Source organism: Streptomyces sp. TRM68416 (genome assembly GCF_014596915.1).
In the GTDB taxonomy this organism is placed as follows: domain Bacteria; phylum Actinomycetota; class Actinomycetes; order Streptomycetales; family Streptomycetaceae; genus Streptomyces.
In genome coordinates this window covers 38168-60763 of sequence record NZ_JACVWU010000016.1, presented here as the reverse complement: position 1 = coordinate 60763, position 22596 = coordinate 38168, and the positions used below count along the sequence as shown (strand labels likewise).

At 70.9% G+C, this 22596-nt stretch carries 22 protein-coding genes; 14 read left to right on the top strand and 8 right to left on the bottom strand.

Annotation, left to right across the window (positions count from 1 at the left end; all coding sequences use genetic code 11):
- The first annotated feature begins 733 nt into the window (after nt 1-733).
- Genes ICC28_RS24660 through ICC28_RS24650 form a run of 3 tightly spaced genes read left to right on the top strand, consistent with a single transcriptional unit; the run spans nt 734 to nt 4815 of the window.
- Nucleotides 734-2932 carry a helix-turn-helix domain-containing protein gene (locus ICC28_RS24660; protein WP_223189406.1) on the top strand — a complete coding sequence of 733 codons (2199 nt, stop codon included), beginning with the start codon at nt 734-736 and terminating at the stop codon, nt 2930-2932.
- 3 nt (nt 2933-2935) lie between these two features.
- Nucleotides 2936-3934 (top strand): hypothetical protein, encoded by a 999-nt coding sequence (locus ICC28_RS24655; RefSeq protein ID WP_317454094.1) that lies wholly within the window; start codon nt 2936-2938, stop codon nt 3932-3934.
- Nucleotides 3931-4815: a DUF6339 family protein gene (locus tag ICC28_RS24650; protein WP_188290883.1), complete on the top strand. Its 885-nt coding sequence runs from the start codon at nt 3931-3933 to the stop codon at nt 4813-4815. The genes ICC28_RS24655 and ICC28_RS24650 overlap by 4 nt, the downstream gene beginning before the upstream one ends.
- A gap of 21 nt (nt 4816-4836) precedes the next feature.
- Here ICC28_RS24650 and ICC28_RS24645 read toward each other — a convergent pair whose 3' ends face one another.
- Genes ICC28_RS24645 through ICC28_RS24635 form a run of 3 tightly spaced genes read right to left on the bottom strand, consistent with a single transcriptional unit; the run spans nt 4837 to nt 7615 of the window.
- Nucleotides 4837-6210 (bottom strand): DNA cytosine methyltransferase, encoded by a 1374-nt coding sequence (locus ICC28_RS24645; RefSeq protein WP_188290882.1) that lies wholly within the window; start codon nt 6208-6210, stop codon nt 4837-4839.
- Entirely contained in the window at nt 6207-7217 is a 1011-nt protein-coding gene (locus ICC28_RS24640; protein WP_188290881.1) for a DNA cytosine methyltransferase, read from the bottom strand. Before ICC28_RS24640 ends, ICC28_RS24645 begins: the two co-directional genes overlap by 4 nt.
- Nucleotides 7214-7615, bottom strand: a complete 402-nt coding sequence (locus tag ICC28_RS24635; RefSeq protein ID WP_188290880.1) for a very short patch repair endonuclease — start codon at nt 7613-7615, stop codon at nt 7214-7216. The genes ICC28_RS24640 and ICC28_RS24635 overlap by 4 nt, the downstream gene beginning before the upstream one ends.
- 207 nt (nt 7616-7822) lie before the next feature.
- Here ICC28_RS24635 and ICC28_RS24630 point away from each other — a divergent pair, with 207 nt between their 5' ends.
- Entirely contained in the window at nt 7823-8305 is a 483-nt protein-coding gene (locus tag ICC28_RS24630; RefSeq protein ID WP_317454093.1) for an HNH endonuclease signature motif containing protein, read from the top strand.
- Between the two features lie 50 nt (nt 8306-8355).
- On the opposite strand, the gene ICC28_RS24625 is transcribed toward ICC28_RS24630, so the two are convergent.
- Together ICC28_RS24625 and ICC28_RS24620 are read right to left on the bottom strand one after the other, a co-directional pair.
- Nucleotides 8356-9387, bottom strand: a complete 1032-nt coding sequence (locus ICC28_RS24625; protein WP_188290878.1) for an SEC-C domain-containing protein — start codon at nt 9385-9387, stop codon at nt 8356-8358.
- 78 nt (nt 9388-9465) lie between these two features.
- Nucleotides 9466-10938 (bottom strand): glycoside hydrolase, encoded by a 1473-nt coding sequence (locus tag ICC28_RS24620; protein WP_188290877.1) that lies wholly within the window; start codon nt 10936-10938, stop codon nt 9466-9468.
- Between the two features lie 276 nt (nt 10939-11214).
- Between ICC28_RS24620 and ICC28_RS24615 the strand changes: the two genes are divergently transcribed.
- From ICC28_RS24615 to ICC28_RS24605, 3 genes are all read left to right on the top strand, one after another.
- On the top strand, nt 11215-11526 hold the full coding sequence (locus ICC28_RS24615; RefSeq protein ID WP_188290876.1) for a DUF6412 domain-containing protein: 312 nt from the start codon (nt 11215-11217) through the stop codon (nt 11524-11526).
- An 88-nt stretch (nt 11527-11614) separates the two neighbouring features.
- Nucleotides 11615-12310: a YidC/Oxa1 family membrane protein insertase gene (locus tag ICC28_RS24610; RefSeq protein WP_188290875.1), complete on the top strand. Its 696-nt coding sequence runs from the start codon at nt 11615-11617 to the stop codon at nt 12308-12310.
- A 227-nt stretch (nt 12311-12537) separates the two neighbouring features.
- Nucleotides 12538-13389 carry a fumarylacetoacetate hydrolase family protein gene (locus tag ICC28_RS24605; protein WP_188290874.1) on the top strand — a complete coding sequence of 284 codons (852 nt, stop codon included), beginning with the start codon at nt 12538-12540 and terminating at the stop codon, nt 13387-13389.
- 136 nt (nt 13390-13525) lie between these two features.
- Here ICC28_RS24605 and ICC28_RS24600 read toward each other — a convergent pair whose 3' ends face one another.
- Together ICC28_RS24600 and ICC28_RS24595 are read right to left on the bottom strand one after the other, a co-directional pair.
- On the bottom strand, nt 13526-14041 hold the full coding sequence (locus tag ICC28_RS24600) for a heme-degrading domain-containing protein (protein WP_188290873.1): 516 nt from the start codon (nt 14039-14041) through the stop codon (nt 13526-13528).
- Nucleotides 14042-14093: 52 nt separating this feature from the next.
- Complete coding sequence (locus tag ICC28_RS24595) at nt 14094-15164, bottom strand: Gfo/Idh/MocA family oxidoreductase (RefSeq protein ID WP_188290872.1); 1071 nt, start codon at nt 15162-15164, stop codon at nt 14094-14096.
- A gap of 56 nt (nt 15165-15220) precedes the next feature.
- On the opposite strand from ICC28_RS24595, the gene ICC28_RS24590 reads away from it, so the two are divergent.
- The 6 genes from ICC28_RS24590 (at nt 15221) to ICC28_RS24565 (ending at nt 20329) form a co-directional block, all read left to right on the top strand.
- Complete coding sequence (locus tag ICC28_RS24590; protein ID WP_188290871.1) at nt 15221-16330, top strand: ROK family protein; 1110 nt, start codon at nt 15221-15223, stop codon at nt 16328-16330.
- Between the two features lie 9 nt (nt 16331-16339).
- A complete protein-coding gene (locus ICC28_RS24585) occupies nt 16340-17128 on the top strand; it encodes a class I SAM-dependent methyltransferase (protein WP_188290870.1) in 789 nt (262 codons plus the stop codon).
- A 123-nt stretch (nt 17129-17251) separates the two neighbouring features.
- Nucleotides 17252-18022, top strand: coding sequence for an LPXTG cell wall anchor domain-containing protein (locus tag ICC28_RS24580; RefSeq protein ID WP_188290869.1), 771 nt, complete (start codon nt 17252-17254; stop codon nt 18020-18022).
- Nucleotides 18023-18143: 121 nt separating this feature from the next.
- Entirely contained in the window at nt 18144-18923 is a 780-nt protein-coding gene (locus ICC28_RS24575) for an HAD-IIA family hydrolase (RefSeq protein WP_188290868.1), read from the top strand.
- Nucleotides 18924-19026: 103 nt separating this feature from the next.
- Nucleotides 19027-19683, top strand: a complete 657-nt coding sequence (locus ICC28_RS24570; protein WP_188290867.1) for a hypothetical protein — start codon at nt 19027-19029, stop codon at nt 19681-19683.
- Nucleotides 19684-19687: 4 nt separating this feature from the next.
- Entirely contained in the window at nt 19688-20329 is a 642-nt protein-coding gene (locus ICC28_RS24565; protein ID WP_317454092.1) for a class F sortase, read from the top strand.
- A 257-nt stretch (nt 20330-20586) separates the two neighbouring features.
- On the opposite strand, the gene ICC28_RS24560 is transcribed toward ICC28_RS24565, so the two are convergent.
- Nucleotides 20587-21393, bottom strand: a complete 807-nt coding sequence (locus ICC28_RS24560; RefSeq protein ID WP_317454091.1) for a GAF and ANTAR domain-containing protein — start codon at nt 21391-21393, stop codon at nt 20587-20589.
- A 134-nt stretch (nt 21394-21527) separates the two neighbouring features.
- On the opposite strand from ICC28_RS24560, the gene ICC28_RS24555 reads away from it, so the two are divergent.
- Nucleotides 21528-22547, top strand: a complete 1020-nt coding sequence (locus tag ICC28_RS24555) for a glycoside hydrolase family 6 protein (RefSeq protein WP_188290865.1) — start codon at nt 21528-21530, stop codon at nt 22545-22547.
- Nucleotides 22548-22596: the final 49 nt, after the last annotated feature.

Here is a 22596-nt window from a genome sequence, read left to right as displayed (position 1 = left end):
TACTTGAAGAATCCCGGATCCGTGCTGCGTCTGGCTGGTCAGGCCGTGGTGGAGTCGTCGTCCGGCAGATCCTGGACGGCCTTGGACAGGTCGGGGAATCCTTCGTCGAAGGCCTCTTCGGACAGGTTGTATCCGTAGAGGATCTTCACGACCTCAACTTTGCTCTTGGCCGCACCGATTTCCAAATAGAACGAACTCAGCTCCCGAGACGAGTGCAGGAGGTCGCTGTAGCCCTGTTCATCCATGAAGTGGTCCACCCCTGTTCGACATGCCCTGATCGCACAGGGGTTTCAGGTGCACGTGCCCCCGTGAGCAAAGATGAAGTAGTAGTGAGTTGGTTTTTCCGGCGATCACGCTACCGGGTGGATCTTTCGAGCGTCACCTGATTTCGAGAAAATTTTTTCGCGCAAGGCTCGGGGCTGAATTTGGACACACTTCTTCCCCGGTCGCCCGTCCTCTCCGATTTCGGAGTTCGCGAGCGAGATGAGACTCGCCATCGTTATTTAAGCTAGCGGTAGTCACTCTGCCGTGCAACCCCGAACTTTCGTTCCAACTAACGGAGTTGGTCGTTCCGATTGATCGCGGGTCGCCGGGTATGAAGTCGTGCAAAATGGGTGATTTGGCGCAAGTTGGACAAGTGTTCAAGGTGTCCGGGGTGTCGAGCCCGATCAACTTTCGGTTGACGCGCTGACCTCTGTCAAATTAGCCTCCTGGTGTGCGGCACACGATCCGCATGCGGCTCCAAGGAGAGAACGGGTGGCACGTGGAGACAGGTGAGGAGTTCGGGCCCTGGCTGTCCCGACAGCTGAAGCTGGCAGGGAAGACGCAGGCCGAACTCGCCGAGGAGCTGGGGCTGACCCGGGCGGCTGTCTCCGCGTGGATCACAGGACGGTCGACGCCCCGCCCGACCGTCATGACGGACATCGCCAAGGCGCTCGGTACCGACATCGGTACGGTGCACATGCGCACCACGGACACCCAGGCCGGCCTCCCGCTCTTCTGGCACCACCGACACGGCTATCCCGACGGCGGTCGTGACCTGGGCAATGCCGCCGCCTTCGCCTTCGACGCCGACGTGCAGGTACTCGCGCGCGAGACATGCCAGAACAGTCTCGACGAGCGGCTGGACAACGGTCGCCCGGTCCGGGTCCGCTACACCTTGCACGAGCTGACCGGCAAAGCCCTGGCCGACTTCCGCGAGGCGATTCTGTGGGACGAACTTCTCCCGCACTACTCCGCTGTCTCGGAGACGGCAGGCAACCAGAAGGTCGGACGGGTCGTGGACGCCGGGGTACGCGACATGTACGAGAGGGACCGTCTGGTCCTGTTGCGGGTCGACGACTACAACGCTTCGGGGCTCACCGGCGACGACTACGCGGACGGCAAGTTCGCCGCCGTGGTCCGACGGCAGTTGGAGAGCCTCAAGTCGGGTCACAGCGCCGGTGGTTCGTACGGCCTGGGCAAGGCGACACTGTGGGCCACCAGCGCCCTCGGGCTCGTACTGATCAACTCCACCCTCTCCGAGCCGCACGAGGGGCGCAGGGAACGTCGACTGGTCGGCCGTCTGGAACTGCCGTGGCGAGAGGTCGACGGCAGGGCGTTCGCAGGACCCGCCTGGTTCGGTCGGCCCGATCCTGATTCCAGGGGTGCTGAAGTCGCCCGCTCCTGGTGGGCGGACGAGGAGACGGCGGCCCGCCTGCATCTGACGCGGGAGAACGACGAACCCGGTACCTCCTTCCTCATCGTCGGCGCGCACGACGTGGCCAGCCTCGACGAGAAGGCGTCCGATGCGGACGACGAGTTCGTGGACGCGGAGGAAGAAGGCAGTGAGGACCCACGGGACATCCGCCGGATGCACCGGCGTCTGGTCAAAGCCCTGGGGCGTGACTTCTGGGCCGCGATGACCGGTGGCGGCGGTAGGCCGCCTCGGCTGGAGGTCTACGTCCGTGCCATGCGCAACGGCGACGAAGTGGTCGTACCGGAGGTGCAGGTGGACCCATCGGTCGAGCAACCCTCCCGAACCCGCGCCCTGCGGGCGTACTACGACGGCGCCACAGTGGATCGGCTCACCGAGGCCGGGCAGGTGGCGGCGCGAAACGTTCCGCTGAAGCTGCCTCTGCTCGGCGGCGCCCGAGGAACCCTCGGGACGCACGAAGCGGTCCTGTTGGTCACCGACGCCCTGACCGACGCCGATCAGAAGAAGGACGGGCCGAGGAACCGAGTGCACTCGCTACGAGGCAACCGTATGACCGTCAGGAGAGCCGGGGTTCCCAACCTGCCGCTCGGCACCAACCCGTTCCAGGCCGTTCTCCTGGTGGGGGAGGCTGTGGGGGAGTCCGCCCCCTTCGCGCAGGACGCCGAGGAGTTCCTGCGCGCCGCGGAACCGCCCGAGCACGACCGCTGGGGACAGACGGAGGAGCTGACTCTACGTTGGTCGCCGTCCGCGTACCGACGGATCAACACCCTCACCTTCGAGGTCAACAAGGCGGTCAGGGACCTTGTCGCACGGCAGCCGAAACGTGCCGGACGCGAGGGCGGTGAAGCCCTGCGCAAGGCATTGACCGTGAAGAAGAAGCCCAAGGCCAAGGTGCCCACCGGGCCGGTCGTTCCGGAGCTGGTCGACCTCCGCGCGACGATCGGCGACGACGGGGAGTGGCGGATCGACGCCGAGGTGAGCATTCCGCGCGGCGGCGACGAGATCGTTCCGATGGTGCCCGTCGCGGAGGTGGACGTGCGGTCCGGGGGTCGCCCCCGGCTGAAGTGGGCGGAACTCGTGGCACTTGAGGGTTGCGAGGTGGACGGCGGGGTTCTGCGTTTCACGCCCGGTGCCCGGCGGGCGAAGTTCCGAGGGGCCACCGACGTCACCAGCCACCCGGTCAGAACCATGTTCACGCGCCTCGTTGTCGAGCTCCGCGCCGGCAAGGGGGAGTGAGACGTGAGGAAGTTCTATCCGTACAAGAGGCTCAACCGACCGATCGCGCTCAGAGTGACCTCGGTCGCCCTCGACCTTCCCGACGGCACCCGCGATCCGCTGGAGACCACCGCCTACTCCACTCTGCAGCAGTCGGTCGCACTGGGCGTCGCGGGCCACACCGACTGGGTCAGTGCCACGATCGCCCTCTCGGCAACGCTCCCTCCCGGGGCGAACGCTCCGGACGCGGCCTGGTCCGACCTCCGCGTCCTCGCCGTACTGACGGACGGCGAGACCAACGTGCGTACGTCCGTGGACCTCGCGCGCGACACGGAGGGCGGCCTGGACTGGTCCGGCACCCTGAAGGTCCTCCGTGACGACCACCTGGGACGGGCATCCCTCGCCGTCCACGCCGTGGGGACCGTGGACGGCGTATCAGGACGGTCGATCGCCGAGACCGACCGGAGCTGGACCGTCGACACGGTCTCCGACGAGCCGGTCAACGGACTCCGACTGGACGTCCAGAGGGCCTCGTTCACGAAGAGCGCACGGGAGATGCTGCGGGCTTGCTCCGACGTCCCCTGGATCGTGGACGTCTCGGCCAGGATCCCCACCGTCTACGTGAACACCGACGTCGAAGGGATCATGGGGCTGCTGGACAGCAACGCGTCGGGTGTCGACAGCAGGGTGCGCGATCTCCTGGTCGCTCAGATGGCCACAGACGTCTGGACCGCGGTGTTCCACGGTGCCATCGGTGATCTGGAGGTGGAGCCCGGCGGCGGCCCGGTCTTTCCGACCGACTGGCAGGGCGAGGTGCTGCGGGAGATGCTCCCGGACGTGATCCCCGGTGTGCACGTCGAGGAAGCCCTGCGACAGGTGCACCGCCGCCGCACCGGCGAGTCGGGTTGGGCGGAGCTGCAGACCCGCATCCACTACGCGGCGGCCCGCCGCGCGGATGCCACCAAGGCGCTCGCCTATGCCATCCGCAGTCTCGAACAGATGAACCGAGAGAGTGAGACGTGATCCCCGCACCGAACCACGTACCGGGACGGCTGGCCCTGCTCGCCACCTCGGATGCCGATACGTTTCTCACGGAGGAGCTACTCAGAGCCGAACAGGTGCACGAGGGGATCGATCTTGCCAAGGTCGTCGATCCGCTTCCCGAGGACGACGCCAGGTGGTTCGTCGAACCGGTCCGGAGCCTGGTGGAAGACGCCATGTTCGAGTTCCGGGAGGACCGCACCCGAGCCGACGCGTGGCTCGCACCGCGCCTCCATGCCACGCTGCGCCTGACGCGGCGAGAGGCGGCGGACAAGCGTCTGTGGAACCACATCGCCCTGGCGGTCGCTCCCGACTATGTCGCTTGGCGTCATCTGTCGAAGCCGACGGCGGACAGGCCGGTGAGGCGCATCGCCGCTGAGCGATTCCGAGGCCCCGCGGACCGTCAGTGCTTTTCCCGTCTGTGGTGGGCGGCAGAGCTCTTCCGAAACGGGCCGGACTACGAACCGGTCGAGATCGCCTGCGGGAACCAGGACCTCATCCACACGATTCTGCGGAACGACCTGATCGACCACCGCCCCACCGCCCAGGCCCTGGTCCAGCTCGTGAAGCGCGGATTGGTCTCCACAGGACGTGAGGTCAACGGCCTCGGCATCGCGATCAACGCGGCCGGAGCGACTCTGATCTACGACGTCCTCGCACAGGACGAACCCAGGGACCCTTCTCGTCTGCGGGACTGGATCGCGATCGCGCAGGGGGGATCGGCGCCGCCGGTGGCGCGCCACGGGCTTCCCGAGGGGCCCGACGAGGAGCCCGTCTCGGAGGCTTCCGTGGCCGCGCTCACCGACTACTTCGCCGAGCTGTTCGAGACCGCGCCGGTCAGAGGCAGGACGACCGCGGATTGACCCGACGCCCGGCTCGCGGGGCTACTTCGCCGGCGCCTTCTTGTTCTTACGAGGGCGCTCGGAAGACGGAGGCGGTACCTGGTCCTCGGACCGAGGGCATCGAGGGGTGCAGTCGTCGGGGGCCCCGCAGCCGTGGCTTCTCAGTTTCGCCCGCTTCTCTTCCGAGGCCGGCCGCCACGGCTCCCGCAAGACCTTCGGATCCGGCGCGGGGAGACCGAGCGCGGCGCTCAGCAGATGCGCCCCGAACAGGGGAGGTACGGCATTGCCCACCTGCTGGGCCTGTGCCTTGCCGGACCACGGATAGTCCGGCGGGAAGCTCTGCAGCATCCCCGCCTCGTTCATGCTGAACCGTGGGCCCTCGTAGACGGTGTCCGCGTTCAGGTAGTGGAAGACCACGAAGCGGGAGATACGACCTGTGACGGTGAACGCGGGTTGCCGGTCGCTGCGGACTCCGCGCCTCCCCGAGACTCCGGAGCTGCCGTAGTTCGAACGGACCAGGAAAGGGGTCGCGCGACCGGGATGCCCGCCCACCGGGTCGGCGAGTACGTCACCCATCGACTTCCAGGGCCGCAGACCGTCGTCCACGGTCTCGCGGCGCTCCGTGGGCCCCGGCGACGCCATTCCCTCGTCGAGCGTGGGCTGACGGGCCTGGTCCGAAGGGGCGTCGCCGTCGATCCTCCGGTTCCATTCCTTCGCGTCGTAGGAACGGTGGGTGGGAGTGGGGAGCGAAGGCGCGTCGAGTCCTTTGCGTCGGGCGATCAGTACGGCGCGGGATCGCTTCTGGGGCACCCCGTAGGTCTCGGTGTCGAGGACGCCCACGACGACCTTGTACTTCGTGCCGTCGGGGAGCCCTGTCTCCTGCAGCACTTTGGCGTAGTGGTGCCAGAGCTCTTCGACCGCGGGAACCTGTTCCAGGACGATGACGTCGTAGGGCCGGTTCTCCCGGTTCGGGCTCCTGGTCGCTTGAATGGCATACCGGAGGGGTTCGAGGACCAGCGCGGTGCGAGGGTCGCTGAGACTCTTCAGCTCCTCGTCGATCGCCTCGTCGGACTCGCCCGCGGTCAGTCTCTCGATGTACCCCTTGACCTTCTCCAGGTTCTTGCGTCCGGCGCCGTGCCCGGCCACTGAGTAGGTCTGGCAAGGAGGCCCGCCGGCGAGCACGTTGATCTCCGGCGGCAGCGACTCGAAGGAATCCCTGCGCACGGCACTCACATCGGCGTGCAGAGTGTCCAGCCCGGCCGCGTAGCGGGTGAGGCACGCGCTCTTGTCCCACTCGATGCCGAGGCTGGGGATGTCGAGCGCGTGTCCGGCGACGTCCAGTCCTCCAGGTCCCGCGAAGAGATCCAGGACAAAAGGCTTGTCGAGGATGGACTGGTGGGGCGCCGTGCTGGTCATGTGGCGGAAGTGTAGCCGGCAACGAAGATCGCTGGATCACCAACCAGTGCTTGGGCGACGGCCCGTCCCAGCGCCTCCCCGACAGGCGGTGGTGTCGCGTGTCCGACCTGGCGGTACCGGGAGGTCTTGCGCCCGGAGATTTCCCACGATTCGGGGAAGCCCTGGAGCAGCGCGGCCTGTTCGACCGTGATCTTCACCATGTTGTCCCTGCCGAGCTCGGGGTCCCACACGAAATCCGGGCCGGGAACCTGGTCGCCCACTGTGTGAGCGTTGACGCCCATGGTCGCCCACTTCCGCTTCGCCCCGGTCGGGCCGAGGTCGGCGCCGCCTCGGTTCTTCGAGCCGCCGACGAGGGTCGGAGCCGGTTGGTCGGCTTGGGCGGCCCAGCGAGCGGCGTCCCGCCAACCCCGTGAGGCCATCGAGGACTCCAGTGCGGCACCGACGGTCGTCGGTTCCTGCACAGCGGGTGTCGGCGGTCGGAAGGCCGCGGCCCGCTGCCTTTCGACCGCTACCAGGATGCCCTGCTTTCGATTCTGCGGTACGCCGAAGTCGACAGCGTTCATGACGAACCAAGTGAACTCGTATCCCAGATGGGCAAGTTCGGCCCGGGCGAAGTCACGGAACCGTTGGTGCTCGTCCGAGTGGGCGAGGCCGGGCACGTTCTCGATGAGCACCGCCCGAGGCCTGATCGCATGGACGAGATAGACCGTGGCCTCCAGGAGACGTTCCTCCATCCCTGAGTCCGCCCGCCCCACGGTCGCATTCGACTTCACCCGCGGCGGACTCGCGGCAAGGAGGTCCACGTCGTGGCTCACCGGGTGCTCGGCCGGATCGAAGTCGATCAGGTCGGTGTGCAGAACGTTCCACCGCGGTCGGTTGGCCCGCAGAGTCGTGACGGCGTCGTTGTCCTCGTCGAGCAGCAGCCTCGGCTCGAAGCCGGCCCGCTCCAGCCCCAGGGCGAGTCCGCCCGCCCCCGAGCACACGTCGACAAAGGTGAGCTTGCTCAACGAATCCTCCCCCGTACCTGTTGGGCTCGCCGCCGCTCGACCGCTGCCGCGACGCGCCGAGCCACAACTTCTGGCACCTCATGCTCCCAGAAGCGCAGCACTTCCCACCCGGCTGTCGTGAGGTGCTCGGTGGTTTCCACGTCCCGCGCCATGTTGCGGTCCAGCTTCTGACGCCACCACTCCGCGTTCGACTTGGGCTGCGTGGCGTGCTCGGGGCAGCCGTGCCAGAAGCAGCCGTCCATGAAGACCGCGATCTTGGCCTTGGGGAAGACGACGTCGATCGTGCGGCGCGGCATGCCCGGTACGGGGACGTTCACTCGGTACCGCATGCCCGCAGCGTGCAGGAGGCGTCGCACCGCTACCTCCGGCTCCGTGTCTCGGGAGCCCTGCTTGCTCATCCGAGCGGAGACGGAAGGGGAGGACGGGACGACGTGAGGCAGCACAGGGCAATTCTGCCGGCGCCTGGAGGTGACGGGGCACGCGTCGCCTTCGGCGATCGGCCTGCGGCCGACCCGTGACCCGGCCCGCTCCAGCACGGGGGAGAAGCGAGCGGGCGGCCCGGAGAGGCGGGTGGCCGGTCGGGGCGTGCTGCGGCAGTGGTTCAGGTGACCGTCCCCTTCGACATTCTGCTGGGCGCGGACGACGGGCCGGCCGAGCTGAAGGGGTGCGGGCCGATCACCGCCGGGCAGGCCCGCGAGGTGGCGTTCGCGCCGGGCACTGTCTGGCGGCGGCTGCTGACGCAGCCGGAGATCGGTCTTCTGGTGAAGACCGATCCGACGACCTACCGGCCGACCGCCGAGACGGAGCGCCAGGTCATCGCCCGCGACCAGTACTGCGCCTTTCCCAGCTGCCGGATGCCCGCGCACCGCTGCGATCTCGACCATGTCAGGCCCTTCGACCACCGGCATCCGGCGCGGGGCGGTCAGACGGTGCCGGACAATCTGCAGCCGCTCTGCCGACGCCATCATCGGCTCAAGACCCATCATCCGGGGTGGCGGGTTGCGCGGGATCCGCACACGGGCACCTCGACGTGGACCGCCCCTACAGGGCACGTGTACACCAACACCCCACCTGTCTATCGGGAGTGAGGCATGCGGCAGCCTTCCGCCCGGGGCGCGGCTGTGTATCGACGGTTGGTTCAGTCCGTGCCGTGGCAGTCCTCGTAGTGCCGGTCCGAGCCGCACCAGCACGCCGTCCCCCTCTGTGGCGGCCATTCCACGGCTCGGCCCCGGGCTGCCAGCGTGGTCGCGTACTGGGGGAGGAGGGACGCGTCGCCGGGGGTGGCGCCCTCCGAGGCTGCGAAGGCCTCGTAGGAAGGGACCGTGCCTGTGACGATGCCCAGGTTGGGGGTGCCGGACGCGGCCAGTTCGCGCAGGGAGGCTTCTATCGTCGACAGGTGTGCCTCGTGGGAGGGGTACTCGGCCGCCAGGGTCGGGTACGCCTCTACCAGTTCCGCCAGTTCGTTTGCCGGCCAGCGGAGGATGGCTACCGGGAAGGGGCGGGAGAGGGCCTCTCGGTAGGCGCCGAGTTCTGCTCGCAGGCGGGAGATCTCCGCTTCCAGTTCGGCCGGGTTGTCCGAGCCGAGGGACCAGACGCGCTTCGGGTCGTGGAGTTCGTCGAGGGAGACGACCGATGTCGGGGTGACGTGGGCCAGGTGGGCCGTGTCCGCCAAGGTGTCCCACTCGTCGTGGGGGGCGCCGAGCATGCGGCGCACGCGGTGGCGGCCGAAGAGGAGCGGGTGGGTGGAGTACGGGGGTTCCGTCACGCCCGTCAGGAGGAGGCGGACGCCCTGGGTGAACGTCTCCTGGGCCGCCTCCAGCTCGTCGTGCGACTCCAGGGCCTCCGCGACGATCACCCAGGGGGCCGGGTCGCGCGGGGCGGACGCGCGGATGCCGTCGATGATCGCGCGGGCCTCCGCCTCGTGGCCGTACTCCCAGAGGTTCGACGCCTTCAGGGCGCGGACCAGATGGGGGTTCTCCAGGGCGGCCTGGGACGACAGCAGGCGGTCGTAGAGCGCGGACGCGGCGGGGCGGTCGCCGGCCAGTTCCAGGTGGGCCGCGGCCTGGAGGAGCAGGGCCTCGGCGTCCTCGGGATACAGGCCGGCGGTCCGCTCCAGGCGTGCCGCTTCGGCGGTGTGGTCGACGTTCTCGGCAGGCGTGTCGGGGCGCATGCACGACACCGTACTGCCCGGCGGTGACAAAGGTGAGATATCCGCAGGCCAGGCCCTACCCTGCGGCCCGGTGGCGCCCTAGATCGTCACTCCGTCCACCTGCAGTGTTTGTACCGCTCCCGCCGCGAACGTCGCGCTCACCGACTTTCCGCTCAGGAACGTGTTCGCGTACGAGCGGTACATGTCGCCGCCGCCGGTCACGGTGTTCCAGCGCGGGACCAGGCCGCCCGAGCCGCCCGTCACCGTCGTGAAGCGGGAGAGGTCGAAGGTCAGGGTCTGGGCCGTGGTCGCGGTGTTCACGGCCACGATCACCAGGCGGCGGGCGGTTGCGTCGTAGGCCGCAGCCGCGTAGCTGACTCCCGTGTCCAGGATCGTCATTCCGGGGCGGATGTGGCGGCTGAACTGGGCCATCACGTAGTACTTCGGCTGGACCGTCGTCGGCTGCAGGGTCGTCGCGTCGTACGCGATCATCGCCCAGCCCGTCGTCGGGTCCATGACCTGCCAGTAGCACCAGGCCGTGGGGTGCAGCCAGCGGAAGTCGTAGCAGAGGTTGCGGGCCATGCTCAGGCCGGTGCCGTCGCCGTCGCCCGTCTCCGAGTTCCACAGCTTCTTGCCGGCGGTCGTCACGACGTCCGTGTGGAGCAGGTCGCGGCGGCCGCCGGTGCCCTGGTAGCCGTGCACGTTGACCTGGGACACCAGGGCCTTGGTGGAGGAGTTGAAGGAGGACCAGGTGGAGCGGGCCGTGTCGTAGTTCGTCTCGTCCGATGCCGAGATGCGGACCCCGGTCAGGCCGCGCTTGTCCAACTCGCTTCTCATGTACGGGAGTACGGCCGCCTGTACCGCCGGGTCCAGGTGGCAGCCCTCCTGGGTGCCGGTCGCGGTCCACCAGGTGGAGGCGGGCTCGTTGAAGGGGTCGACCGTAGCGAAGTTCACGCCCCAGTTCGTGCGTGCGCGCAGGGCGACGGCCGCGAGGTGCGAGGCGTGCTGGCGGTAGTTCCAGGACTGGAGGTTGTTGCCGCCGTTCGCGGCGCCCGAGGGGTTGTGGTTGTAACACATCCACCACATGGGGGAGTTGGCGAACAGCTCGCTCACCGCGCCCCGCTGCGTGGCCTTCACCAGCATCGCCCGCTGTGCCGCGTCCGCGGTCCACTTCCAGGCCGAGGACGTCGGGTCCTCGTTGTTCCAGTCCTGCCAGAAGCCCTCGATCTGCTTGAAGGCGGGGATGTTGGGCGACTTCACCATGGTCTCGCCGTTCACGGCGTTCCAGCTGCACGCGCCCAGGTTGTAGCGGGCGATGTTCAGGCCCAGGCCGGGCAGCGAAGTGCCGTTGTACGTGACCGACTTGGTGGTGAAGAACAGGTCGGCGAAGTCGTCCCGGTTGCCGAACACATTGCCCCACCAGGCCAGGGAGGTGCCCCAGCCCTCCCAGGTGCCGTACCGCGTCCCCGGGTCGACGGTGATCGTGGCGTCCGCGTGGGCGGTGCCCGTCGCCAGTGCGCTGCCGAGGACCGCGCCGCCCGTCGCCGCCAGCAGAGTTCTGCGTCGGATCATGACTTCTCCGCTTCCCGATGCTTCCCGATGGCCTGCCCCATCGGCATGTCCGTCGACCTGTCCCGTACATGCCACCAGGAAGCATCGGGGGTGCCGGAAGTAGTTGTCGAGAGTTACGACAGCCCTTTCTAAAACCGGCGTACGAACCCTCGGACACCGGTGACTTCGCGCCCCGGCGCCAGGGTGGTTCGGGGGACGCCGCTGTCGACGCGGGCGCGTTGAGGTATAAAGCCTGTGACGGAATATCGGCAGGTGACCACAGGAGGGGGGCAGTTGATGACCAGGACCTGGTCCAACTCGCGTCTCGCCGTCGCCCTGCTGGTCCTGCTCCTGGACCTTCTCCTCCTCGACTCCGGCAGCCTCTCCGCCACCGTCGCCCTCGCCGCCACCGCCGCGGCCGGGTCCGCGCTCGCCGCCTGCGCGCTGCTCGCCGCACGCTGCGCGCCCGCCGTGCCGCCCACCCGGGTGCGTACGGCCATCCGCGACCGGGACCTGCGTACGGCCTTCCTGCCGCAACGCGATCCCGACGCCAGGGGACGCACCCGTCCCCGAGCGCCCGGACACGCCCTCCCGACGGCCGTCGCGTAGGGCACGCCTCTCCAGCCGACCCCGCGCGGGCCGTCGTCATGCCGCCATCTCCGTTTCCGGCACGACGAGACCCCCGGAGGGCTCACCCATGTCCGTGTTCACCCTGTTCGCCGACCTGGTCCAGCACCTGGCCGACCTGCTCCAGCCGCTCTTCCACGACTCCGCGGCCGCCGCCGCGATCGTCCTGTTCACCGCGTTCGTACGGCTGCTCGTGCACCCGCTGTCCCGGTCCGCCGCGCGCGGCGCCCGCGCCCGGGCCGCGCTCCAGCCCCGGATCGCCGAGCTGCGCAAGCGGCACGGCAAGAACCCCGAGAAGCTCCAGCGGGCGGTGCTCGCGCTGCACGCCGAGGAGAAGGTGTCGCCGCTGTCGGGCTGCCTGCCGAGCATGCTGCAACTCCCGGCGTTCTTCCTGCTCTACCACCTCTTCTCCGCCGAGGAGATCGGCGGCCGGGCCAACGAACTGCTCGGCCACACACTGCTCTCCGCACCGCTCGGCGACCGCGGGACCGACGCGCTGCACGCGGGCGGCACGGCCGGGCTCGTGTACGGAGGGCTCTTCGCCCTCGTCGCGGTCGTCGCCTTCTTCAACTACCGCCGCACGAAGGCGACCATGGCCGACACCGCGCCCATGGACACCCCGGGCGCCGGGGCGATCACCGCGGTCATGCCGTACATGTCCTTCTTCACGCTCGTCACGGTGGCGGTCGTACCGCTCGCGGCCGCGCTGTACGTCGTCACCAGTACGACCTGGAGCGCCGTGGAACGGGCTGTGCTCTATCCCTGAGCGGCTGTGCTCTGCCCCTGAACCGGCCGTGCCCTGTCCCGGAACCGGCTGTGCTCTATCCCTGAGTCGGCCGTGCCCCATCCCTGAACCTGCCGTGCCGCACCCGTAGCTACGGTCCAGTACATGAACCGGGTATTGCGGAGTGGACGGGGAGCTTGGAGGATCGACCAGTTCTCCGATGGCTGCACACATCGGCGGGCGCCCCGCGATCGAGGGAGATTGTGACCATGAAGCTGCTGCGAGTCGGTACGGCGGGAGCGGAGACGCCCGCGCTGCTCGACGCCGAGGGAGTCCTGAAGGATCTGTCGGGGGTCGTGCCGGACATCGACGGAGCGCTGCTCGCCGACGACGAGGCGCTCGCGCGGATCCGCGCGGCGGCCGCGGAGCTGCCGGTGCTGGACGCCACCGGGCTGCGGATCGGGCCGCCGCTGGGCCGGATCGGCAAGATCGTGTGCATCGGGCTGAACTACCACGACCACGCCCGCGAGACAGGCGCCGAGCCGCCCGCCGAGCCGGTCGTGTTCTTCAAGGCCGCCGACACGGTCGTAGGGCCGAACGACACCGTGCTCGTGCCCCGTGGGTCGGTGAAGACCGACTGGGAGGTCGAGCTGGCGGTCGTCATCGGGCGCACGGCCCGGTACGTCGAGTCGGCCGAGGCGGCGCTCTCGCACGTCGCCGGGTACGCCGTAGCGCACGACGTGTCCGAGCGGGAGTTCCAGATCGAGCGGGGCGGAACCTGGGACAAGGGGAAGAACTGCGAGACGTTCAACCCGCTGGGGCCCTGGCTGGTGACCGCCGACGAGATCGCCGATCCGCAGGACCTGTCGCTGAAGCTGTGGGTCAACGGCGAGCTGAAGCAGGACGGGACCACGGCGGAGCAGATCTTCCCGGTCGGGGAAGTGGTGCGGTACGTCAGCCAGTTCATGACCCTGTACCCCGGTGACGTCATCAACACCGGCACGCCGGCCGGGGTGGCGCTGGGCGCGCCCGAACCGAAGCCGTTCCTGCGGGCCGGGGACGTCGTCGAGTTGGAGATCGAGGGGCTGGGGCGGCAGCGGCAGGAACTGAAGGACGCGTAGGCGCTCCGCTGGGGGAGCCGTGACAGGCCGCCACCCGAGGGCGGCGGCCGGCCACAGCAGGATGATGCCCACGGTCACGTGCAGCGCGCTCGCGACCTGGGGCTGCTCTGGCCGTCCGGTCTGGCCGTCCGCCCGGCTACCGGCCCTGGAACTTCTCCAGGAACTCCTCGACCGCCGCCACCACCATCCGGTGGTCCTCCAGTTGCGGCAGACCGCTCACCGTCACCGCGCCGATGACGCCCACGTCCTCGACGGTGATCGGGAACGAACCGCCGTGTGCCGCGTAGGTGTCCGCGTCCAGGCGGGACGACTCCTCGAATGTCGTGCCCTTGGCCCGGAAGCGGGCGCCCACCAGGTAGGACGAGGCGCCGTAGCGTTCGACGACGCGGCGCTTGCGGGCGATCCAGGCGTCGTTGTCGGGGGTCGAGCCGGGCAGGGCGGCGTGGAAGAGCTGCTGGCCGGCGCGGTGGATGTCGACGGCGATCGGGGCCTGGCGCTCGCGGCCCGACTCGACCAGCAGGGAGCCGAGGGCCCAGGCGTCTTCGTACGTGAACCGGCGGAAGACCAGGCGCCGTTCCTGCGCCTCCAGCTCCTCGACGGTGGGGGTGAGTTCCGGCGTGAACTTCGGCGTGATCTTGTTGTCGTGCGTCACGGCGTCACCGCCGGGCTCGGGGCGGCCTCCGGGCTGATTCCGTTGTCGTGCGTCACAGCGTCACCACCACTCCGTCGCGGGCCGACCGGCGGGCCGCCTCCAGTACGTCGAGGGCGGCGGCCGCCTCCAGGGCGGTCACCGGGTTGGCGCCGCCGGAGGTGATGGCCCTGGCCACGGCCGCATAGTACGCGGGGTAGTCGCCGGGCAGGGTCGGTTCCGGGCGTCCGCCGCCGGTCAGCGGGGACTCTCCGGCGCCCACGCGGCCCCACAGCGACTCGGGTTCCGTGCCCCAGCCGGGGCCGGGGCGGGTGCCCTCGCGCAGGGCGGCCTCCTGGGGATCGAGGCCGTACTTGACGTAGCCCGCCCGCGAGCCGAGTACGCGGAAGCGCGGGCCGAGCTGGGCGGTGGTGGCGGAGACGTAGAGGTGGGAGCGGACGCCGCCGGTGTGCGTGAGGGCGATGAAGGTGTCGTCGTCCGTCTCGGCGCCCGGGCGGCGGACGTCCGTCTCGGCGTAGACGGAGGCGGCCGGGCCGAAGAGGGCGAGGGCCTGGTCGACGACGTGGCTGCCGAGGTCGTAGAGGAGACCTCCGATCTCTGCGGGGTCGCCGGACTCCCGCCAGCCGCCCTTGAGCTGCGGGCGCCAGCGTTCGAAGCGGGACTCGAAGCGCAGGACGTCGCCCAGCTCGCCGTCGGCGACGAGCCTCCGCAGGGTCAGGAAGTCGTTGTCCCAGCGGCGGTTCTGGAAGACGGAGAGGAGGACGCCGCGTTCGTCGGCCAGGGCGGCGAGTTCGCGGGCCTCGGCCGCGGTGCCCGCGACCGGCTTGTCGACGACGACCGGGAGGCCCGCCTTGAGGGCGGTGGTGGCGAGCGGGACGTGGGTCTTGTTCGGGGACGCGACGACGATCAGGTCGAGGTCGTCGGCCGCCCGCTCGAAGAGTTCGTCGGGGGTCGCGGCGACCCGCACGTCCGGGAACTCGGCGCGGGCCTGCTTTTGCCGCTCCGGGTTGGAGGTGACCACCGTGTCCAGGGCGAGGCCCTCGGTGGCGGCGATCAGCGGGGCGTGGAAGACGGAGCCCGCGAGGCCGTAGCCGATCAGGCCCACACGGAGGGGGGTACCAGTCATGGACCCTACTTTCGCAACGCTGTTGCCAAAGTGCAAGCGGCGGGGAGAATGGTGGCGTGAGCAGTACGAACGGCGCGGCCCAGGGCGTGAACCTGCCGGCCTTGCGCAACCACAACACCGCGCTCGTCCTCGACCTGCTGCGGGCGGCCGGGGCGGACGGGATCAGCCGGCTCGAAGTGGCCGAGCGGATCGGGCTGACCCCGCAGGCCGTCAGCAAGATCACCGCGCGGCTGCGGGCGGAGGGCCTGGTGACGGAGGCGGGCCGGCGGGCCTCCACGGGCGGCAAGCCGCGCACCGCGCTGCGGCTGGTGCCGGAGGCCGGGCACGCGGTGGGCGTGCATCTGGACCGGGACGCGCTGCGGGCGGTGCTCGTCGACCTGACCGGCGCGGTGGTGGCGGAACGGGCAGCCCCGCTGGACCTGGGGGCGGGGCAGGCGGCGGTCGTCGACAGCGTCGTACGGGAGGTGACCGCGCTGGTCGGGGCGGGCGCCGTGGGGACGCTCCTCGGGGTGGGCGTGGGACTGCCGGGCCCGCTGGACCACACCCGCGGCGTCCTGCACCGGGTCACCGGTTTCCCCGAGTGGGACGGCTTCCCCCTGCGGGCGACGCTGGAGCGGGCACTCGGACCCGGGGTGCCGGTCGTGGTGGACAAGGACACCAACGCGGCGGCCCTGGGGCTGGCGGTCGCGGGCGACACCGGGGAGTCCTTCGCGTACCTGCACTTCGGCTCGGGGCTCGGCGGCGGGCTGGTGCTCGGCGGAGTCGTCCGCCGCGGGGCGCGGACCGGCGCGGGGGAGTTCGGGCACCAGGTCGTCCACCTGGACGGGCCGCCGTGCGAGTGCGGCAACCGCGGGTGCGTGGAGGCCCTCTGCCTGGCCGCCGTCGGGCACGGCGACTTCGAGGAAGCGGCACGCATCCTCGGCACCGGCGCCGCCAACCTCGTAGCCCTGCTCGACATCGACCTGGTGCTGCTGGGCGGCCGCACGGTCGCCGGCCACCCCGACTGTTTCCTACGGGGCACCGCGGCCGTCCTCGAACAACGCGCCCGCCGCGTCGGCGAGGAGCCGGTGCCGGTACGGATCGCTCCCGGCGGCGGGCGGGAGGTGGCGGAGGGCGCGGCCCAACTGCTGCTGGCACCGCTGTTCGGGCGTGGCGAGGCGTCCTAGGGTGAGCGCATGCCCGCACCCCGGTGCACTCCTTCTACGACGACGGTGCAGTCCTTCTACGACGACCTGGCCGCCGACTACCACCTGATCTTCCCGGACTGGGACGCGAGCACGAGACGCCAAGGGGTGGTGCTGGACGGGCTGCTGACGTCCCTTCTGGGAGCCGGGCCGCACGCTGTCCTGGACTGCTCCTGCGGGATCGGCACCCAGGCGATCGGGCTGGCCCGGCGCGGGCACCGGGTCGTCGGCAGCGACCTGAGCCCCCGGGCCGCCGCGCGCGCCGCGGCCGAGGCGGCGGCCCGTGACGTGCGGCTTCCGGTGGCGGCCGCGGACATGCGCCGGCTGCCGTTCGCGCCGGGCGCCTTCGACGCCGTCGTCTCCGCCGACAACGCGCTGCCGCACCTGCTGTCCGAGCGGGACGTGACGGCCGCCCTGCTGGGCATGCGGCGCGTCCTGCGCGACGGAGGGCTGCTGCTGATCAGCCTCCGGGACTACGACGAGGCGCGCCGGACCCGTCCCACCGCGGCCCCTCCGCAGGTCACGCGGACCCCCACGGGCCGGGCGATCACCTTCCAGCTGTGGCACTGGCACGAGGACGGCGAGCGCTACGACCTGGAGCACTTCCAGCTGCTGCCCGACGGGGACGGCTGGACGGTACGGCGCCGCCGGACGGCGTACTGGGCGCTGACCCGCGTCGAGGCGGTCCGGCTGGTGACGGAGGCGGGGTTCACCGACGTCGCCTGGCAGGGGCCGGAGTCCACGGGGTACTACCAGCCGGTGCTGACGGCGCGGCGGTAGCTGGGGGAGGGGCGGTCGCGAGGTCCGCTGCCGACCGGGGCCGCGTCCGATCGGGCGGAAACCCGGCCCCCGCCGGTGCGCCTCGCCTCCGCCCGCCACCGCGACCGGCATGGTCATGTGTTCATGCGACTGTGCCCGCCCGCGTCCGTGTCCCTCCCCCTCGCCGCAGCCGTCGCCCTCCTCGCCGCGCCACCGGCCGCGCCCGCCGCAGAGCGGGCGGCGCCCGCCGTGCCCGCAGCCCCGCACATCGCCCGGCCCGCCAGTACCTGCGCCGCTCCCGACGGCCGGGCGTTCCCGCTGACGACCAGGCTGCACGGCGGGCCGGAGTCCTACGTGGCCGGTGGCGGGTACGGGATCTGGTACCTGGAGCTGACGAACACCACCGACCGGACCTGCCGCAACGTGCACCCCGTCGTCGTCCTCGTCGACGAGCGCCGCGCGCTGCGTCCCTCGCAGGCCCGGCTGGAGTCCTACGCGGGCGACGGCATCCCCCTCCCCGTCCGCTTCGAGACCACCGACGCGGACGAACTCGTAGGCGCCCTCACGCAGGCCCTCACCGTCGGCCCCCGCAGGACGCTCACCGTGAAGCTGCGGCTCGCGGTCACCTCCGACGCCGTACCCAACCGCGTGACAGCCAACGCGGCCGTCGTACAGCGTCACGACGACGACGGCGACTGGATCGGCCAGTCCAACGACTACCGCTTCACCATCGACATCGACACCGACCCGGACCCGGGCGACCCCACCGCCCCGCCCCTGCCGCCCGCCGACGAACTCGCCCGCACCGGTACCCCCGCGGCCGCGCTCGCCGCCGTCGGCGCCCTGCTGCTCACCGCGGGCGGCGCGCTGCTGCTCGCACGGAGGCGCCGCCGGGCCGCCCCCGGTGCCCGGTGACTTCACGACCTCGTGATCGGCGGGGTCAATGTGACGGCTTCCTGATTACGCTGGGGGCGTCGGTACGCCGTGGTTCCGGCGCCCCCGCCCAAGCCCGTACGCACGCAGGAGTCACCAGCACATGGCAGACCGCAAGCCCATCGAGTCATGGCTCACCGACATGGACGGAGTGCTCATCCACGAGGGCGTGCCGATCCCCGGCGCCGACGCCTTCCTGAAGAAGCTGCGCGAGTCCGGCAAGCCGTTCCTGGTCCTCACCAACAACTCCATCTACACCCCGCGCGACCTGCACGCCCGCCTGCGGCGCATGGGCCTGGACGTGCCCGTCGAGTCCATCTGGACCTCGGCCCTGGCCACCGCCCAGTTCCTGGACGACCAGCGGCCCGGCGGCACGGCGTACGTCATCGGCGAGGCCGGTCTGACCACCGCCCTGCACGACATCGGGTACGTCCTCACCGACCACGAGCCCGACTACGTGGTCCTCGGAGAGACCCGCACGTACTCCTTCGAGGCCATGACGAAGGCCGTACGGCTGATCAACGACGGTGCCCGGTTCATCTGCACCAACCCCGACGAGACCGGCCCCTCCACCGAGGGCCCGCTGCCCGCGACCGGTGCCGTCGCCGCGCTCATCACCAAGGCGACCGGCAAGAAGCCGTACTTCGCGGGCAAGCCGAACCCGTTGATGATGCGTACCGGTCTGAACGCCATCGGGGCCCACTCCGAGAGCAGCGCCATGATCGGTGACCGGATGGACACCGACGTGCTGGCCGGCATGGAGGCCGGGATGCAGACCTTCCTGGTGCTCACCGGGCTGACCCGGCCCGAGCAGGTCGAGGACTTCCCGTACCGGCCGTCCCGGGTGGTGGACTCCATCGCCGACCTCGTCGAACGGATCTGAAACCCGCGAGCACCGGAACACGACCCGTTCGGAGCAGTCGGGCCCCGCTGGGGATGCGGGGTCCGGCGGGCGGGAGGAGTCTCCAGGTAACTGGAGGTTCACGATGGGCTCACTGAAGGTCACTCTCTGTGCGGGAGTCGCGGCGGTCGCGGCTCTGCTCCCCCCGGCGGCGTACGCGGCGGACGGAGGCGGCATCCCGGTGAACCCCGCGCCCTCCGCCCCCGGTACCGGCGGTGTCCCGGTGAACCCCGCGTCCCCCGCCCCCGGCACCGCCGGTGTCCCGGTGAACCCCGCGTCCCCCGCCCCCGGCACCGGCGGTATCTCGGTGAGCCCCCCGTCCCCCGCCCCCGGCTCCGACATCGCCCTGCGGGTCACCGGCTGCGCCGAGCGGACGGCCACCGCCGTTTCGGCCGCGTTCGTCTCCGAGGTGCGGCTCGCCCTCGCCGGGACCGACGGCACGCTGGTCGGCGAGAGCCGGGTGCGCGGCTCGATCGAGGCCGGCAGCTACGACGTGGAGGTCACCTGCGGCGGTACGGCGCGCCGGGTCGCGCTCACCGTCGGCGCCGAGCCCTCCGCCCCCGCCTCACCGGTCGCCCCCGTCAGCGCGGGCGGCGGCGGCACCGCGGCCCACCTGGCCGAGGCCGACGCCCGCACCACCGGGCCCGGCACGGCGCACGCGGTCGTCGGCCTGGTGCTCGCCGGGGTCGCGGCGACGGCCGTGGCGCTCAGAAGCGCCCGCCGGAGCCGTGGGACGGAGTGACCCGGTGAGCGGCCGGCTGCTGACGGGCGCGGCCTGGGCGGTGCTGCTGCTCGGGCTGTGGCTGTGGGGGCGCGAGGTCACCGACGTACGGCAGGGCATATCGACGCCGACCACCGGCGACATGGCGGCGGTGGGCCGACCGCCCGAGGTCCGACTGCCGCCCGCCGCACGCCCGCTGGGGCGGGCCCTGCCGCAGCGCATCGACATTCCCGGCCTCGGCGTACAGGCGCCCGTGGTGGCCCGCGGCCTGGACGGGCTGGGCGCGGTCGACCCGCCGCCCTTCGACCAGCCCGGCGTGGTGGGCTGGTACGCGGCCGGCGCCGCACCCGGCGCGGCCGGCCCCGCCCTGCTGGTGGGGCACGTCGACACCGAGACCAGGCCGGCCGTCTTCTACAGGCTCAGCGCGCTCAGGCCCGGCCGGCCGGTCCGGGTGGTCCGCGCCGACGGCACGGTCGCGGAGTTCACCGTCGACGACGTCCGGGTCGTGGCCCGGGACCGCTTCGACGCCCGGCAGGCCTACGGCGCCCGCGAGCCCGGCCGGGCCGAACTGCGGCTGATCACCTGCGGCGGCACCTTCGACCGGGCGAGCCGCAGCTACACGGCGAACGTCGTGGTGTCGGCGTACCTCACCGGTACGGGGCGGTGAGGCCACCGTGCCCGGTCGACGGCCCGCTCCCCCCGAAACCGCCGACCGGGCTGGTCCTCAACCGCGCGCGCTCGGGCTGCGGGAGTAACCCGGCGACCGGCGCGGGAGGCTTTGGAAAGCCGCTGTCGGAGTGACCGGCCGGGGGCTGGGGCCGTCTGAGACGACTCTAGAACGGATGAGCGCCGCGGCCTAGAGGGCAATTGACGCCAGGTCCCAGGATGGTTGCGCTGCGTCATCCGCACAGGTAGTTGGCCGTTCTACGGTCGCCTGCCGAGCCGTCCCGCCGCCTCCCGCCGCAACCCGGCGTCGTCCGCCGACCGTTCGACGACCGACCGGGCCACCTGGTCCAGCGGCAGCCGGTGCCGTCGCGCGTACTGCCGCAGCACCGCGAACGCCTGATCGGCCCCGGTCTGCCAGCGCTCGGCGAGCATCCCCTTGGCCTGCTCGATGCACACCCTGCTGGACAGCGCCTGCTGCAACTGGCCCGCCAGCGTGCGGTACTGGGCGTACGCCTGATGGTTCTGCAGCCCCACGGCCGCGGCGTCGGCCAGCGCCTGCGCCAGCCGCAGCTCTCCCTCCCGGGCGCCGGGGCAGTCGTCGGGCAGGGTGGGCACGAACACGTTGAGCGCGCCGAGCAGCCGCTCCCGGCAGCGCAGCGGCACCGCGAAGGTCGCCGCGATGTCGTACCGCAGTGCCCGTTCGGTGAAGGCGGGCCAGCGCGAGCCGGCGTGGGCGATCCGGATGGAGACCGGCCGAACGGCCTCGCCGCTGCCGTAGCTCTCCTCGCACGGTCCGCCGTCGCTCTGCGCCCTGAGCAGGTCGAGCGCGGCGCCCCGTCGGCCGCCGCTGCCGGTCAGCGACACCGTCCGGCCCTCGTCGATCAGCATGATCCCGACCGCCCGTGCGGCCAGCAGCTCCACGCAGAGGTCGCACACGCGTCGTAAGTAGTCGTCGGCGTCGAAGCCGTCGGTGAGCGTGTCCGAGGCCTTCACCAGCGCCTCCGCCAGATGGATCTCCCGCACGGTGTGGTGCATGGCCCGGCCCTCGCCTTCGTGTAAGGCCATCCCCCTGTACCGGCGCACCTACCCCGGCCTCCGGGGCTGTAACAGCTCTCGGACAAGGCCCGGCCGACCTCGTGTGCCCCGTGACGCGTATGCCAGGATTGAGCCTTGGAACGGTACACCCGAGGGGGAGTTGGATGTACGGCAACAGGGGGGCCCGCAGGGGGGCTACCGCGGTGGTGCTGGGGGCGGCGCTGCTGATCGCGGGATGCTCTTCCTCGGACGACGGGGGCGACGGGCCGAAGGACGCCGGCGCCGCCATCACCCAACAGCCCAAGGAGGTAGACCCGTACTGGGTCAACCCCGGAGGGAACGCGGCCCGGCAGGTGGCCGCCTACGAGAAGGCGGGCAAGGACGAGGCCGCCGACCAGATACGCAAGATCGCCGAGCAGCCGACCGGGGAGTGGATCGGCACGGAGAGCCCGGAGGACGATGCCCGCGGCGTCACCGAGGCCGCCGACAAGGCGGGCCGCACGGCCCTGCTGGTCCTCTACAACATCCCGCACCGCGACTGCGGCCAGTACTCGCAGGGCGGCGCCGCCGACGGCGACGCCTACCGGTCCTGGATCGACGGCGTGGCCAAGGGCATCGGCGACCGCTCGGCGACGGTCGTCCTGGAGCCGGACGCGGTCCTGCACCTGGTGGACGGCTGCACCCCGGAGGAGTTCCACGAGGAGCGCTACGACCTCCTCAAGGGCGCGATCACCAAGCTCAAGTCCCTGAAGAACACCAAGGTGTACCTCGACGCGGGCAACGCCGGCTGGGGTCACCCGGACCAGATCTTCGAGCCGCTCCAGTGGGCGGGCATCGAGCAGGCCGACGGCTTCGCGGTGAACGTCTCGAACTTCTACACCACCGAGGACTCCATCAAGTACGGCAAGTCCCTCTCCGCCAAGGTCGGCAACAAGCCCTTCGTCATCGACACCAGCCGCAACGGCAACGGCCCCTACGAGGAGGGCGACCCGGGCGAGCGCTGGTGCAACCCGCCGGGGCGGGCGCTCGGTGAGACGCCGACGACGAAGACCGCCGATCCGCTGGTCGACGCCTACGTCTGGGTCAAGCGCCCGGGCGAGTCGGACGGCGAGTGCAAGGGCGGCCCGAAGGCGGGGGAGTGGTGGGCCGAGTACGCGCTCGGTCTGGCCAAGGCCTCCAAGTAGGCATCCAGTGAAAGATCCCCGCGCTCCGGAAGGGGCGCGGGGATCTGTG

What these genes read in the sequence shown, in the direction of transcription:
- ICC28_RS24660 (WP_223189406.1), top strand. Translation starts at nt 734, where the DNA reads ATGCGGCTCCAAGGAGAGAACGGGTGGCACGTGGAGACAGGTGAGGAG.
- ICC28_RS24645 (WP_188290882.1), bottom strand. Translation starts at nt 6,210, where the DNA reads ATGACCAGCACGGCGCCCCACCAGTCCATCCTCGACAAGCCTTTTGTC.
- ICC28_RS24635 (WP_188290880.1), bottom strand. Translation starts at nt 7,615, where the DNA reads ATGAGCAAGCAGGGCTCCCGAGACACGGAGCCGGAGGTAGCGGTGCGA.
- ICC28_RS24625 (WP_188290878.1), bottom strand. Translation starts at nt 9,387, where the DNA reads ATGCGCCCCGACACGCCTGCCGAGAACGTCGACCACACCGCCGAAGCG.
- ICC28_RS24620 (WP_188290877.1), bottom strand. Translation starts at nt 10,938, where the DNA reads ATGATCCGACGCAGAACTCTGCTGGCGGCGACGGGCGGCGCGGTCCTC.
- ICC28_RS24615 (WP_188290876.1), top strand. Translation starts at nt 11,215, where the DNA reads ATGACCAGGACCTGGTCCAACTCGCGTCTCGCCGTCGCCCTGCTGGTC.
- ICC28_RS24610 (WP_188290875.1), top strand. Translation starts at nt 11,615, where the DNA reads ATGTCCGTGTTCACCCTGTTCGCCGACCTGGTCCAGCACCTGGCCGAC.
- ICC28_RS24605 (WP_188290874.1), top strand. Translation starts at nt 12,538, where the DNA reads ATGAAGCTGCTGCGAGTCGGTACGGCGGGAGCGGAGACGCCCGCGCTG.
- ICC28_RS24595 (WP_188290872.1), bottom strand. Translation starts at nt 15,164, where the DNA reads ATGACTGGTACCCCCCTCCGTGTGGGCCTGATCGGCTACGGCCTCGCG.
- ICC28_RS24585 (WP_188290870.1), top strand. Translation starts at nt 16,340, where the DNA reads ATGCCCGCACCCCGGTGCACTCCTTCTACGACGACGGTGCAGTCCTTC.
- ICC28_RS24580 (WP_188290869.1), top strand. Translation starts at nt 17,252, where the DNA reads ATGCGACTGTGCCCGCCCGCGTCCGTGTCCCTCCCCCTCGCCGCAGCC.
- ICC28_RS24575 (WP_188290868.1), top strand. Translation starts at nt 18,144, where the DNA reads ATGGCAGACCGCAAGCCCATCGAGTCATGGCTCACCGACATGGACGGA.
- ICC28_RS24570 (WP_188290867.1), top strand. Translation starts at nt 19,027, where the DNA reads ATGGGCTCACTGAAGGTCACTCTCTGTGCGGGAGTCGCGGCGGTCGCG.
- ICC28_RS24560 (WP_317454091.1), bottom strand. Translation starts at nt 21,393, where the DNA reads ATGGCCTTACACGAAGGCGAGGGCCGGGCCATGCACCACACCGTGCGG.
- ICC28_RS24555 (WP_188290865.1), top strand. Translation starts at nt 21,528, where the DNA reads ATGTACGGCAACAGGGGGGCCCGCAGGGGGGCTACCGCGGTGGTGCTG.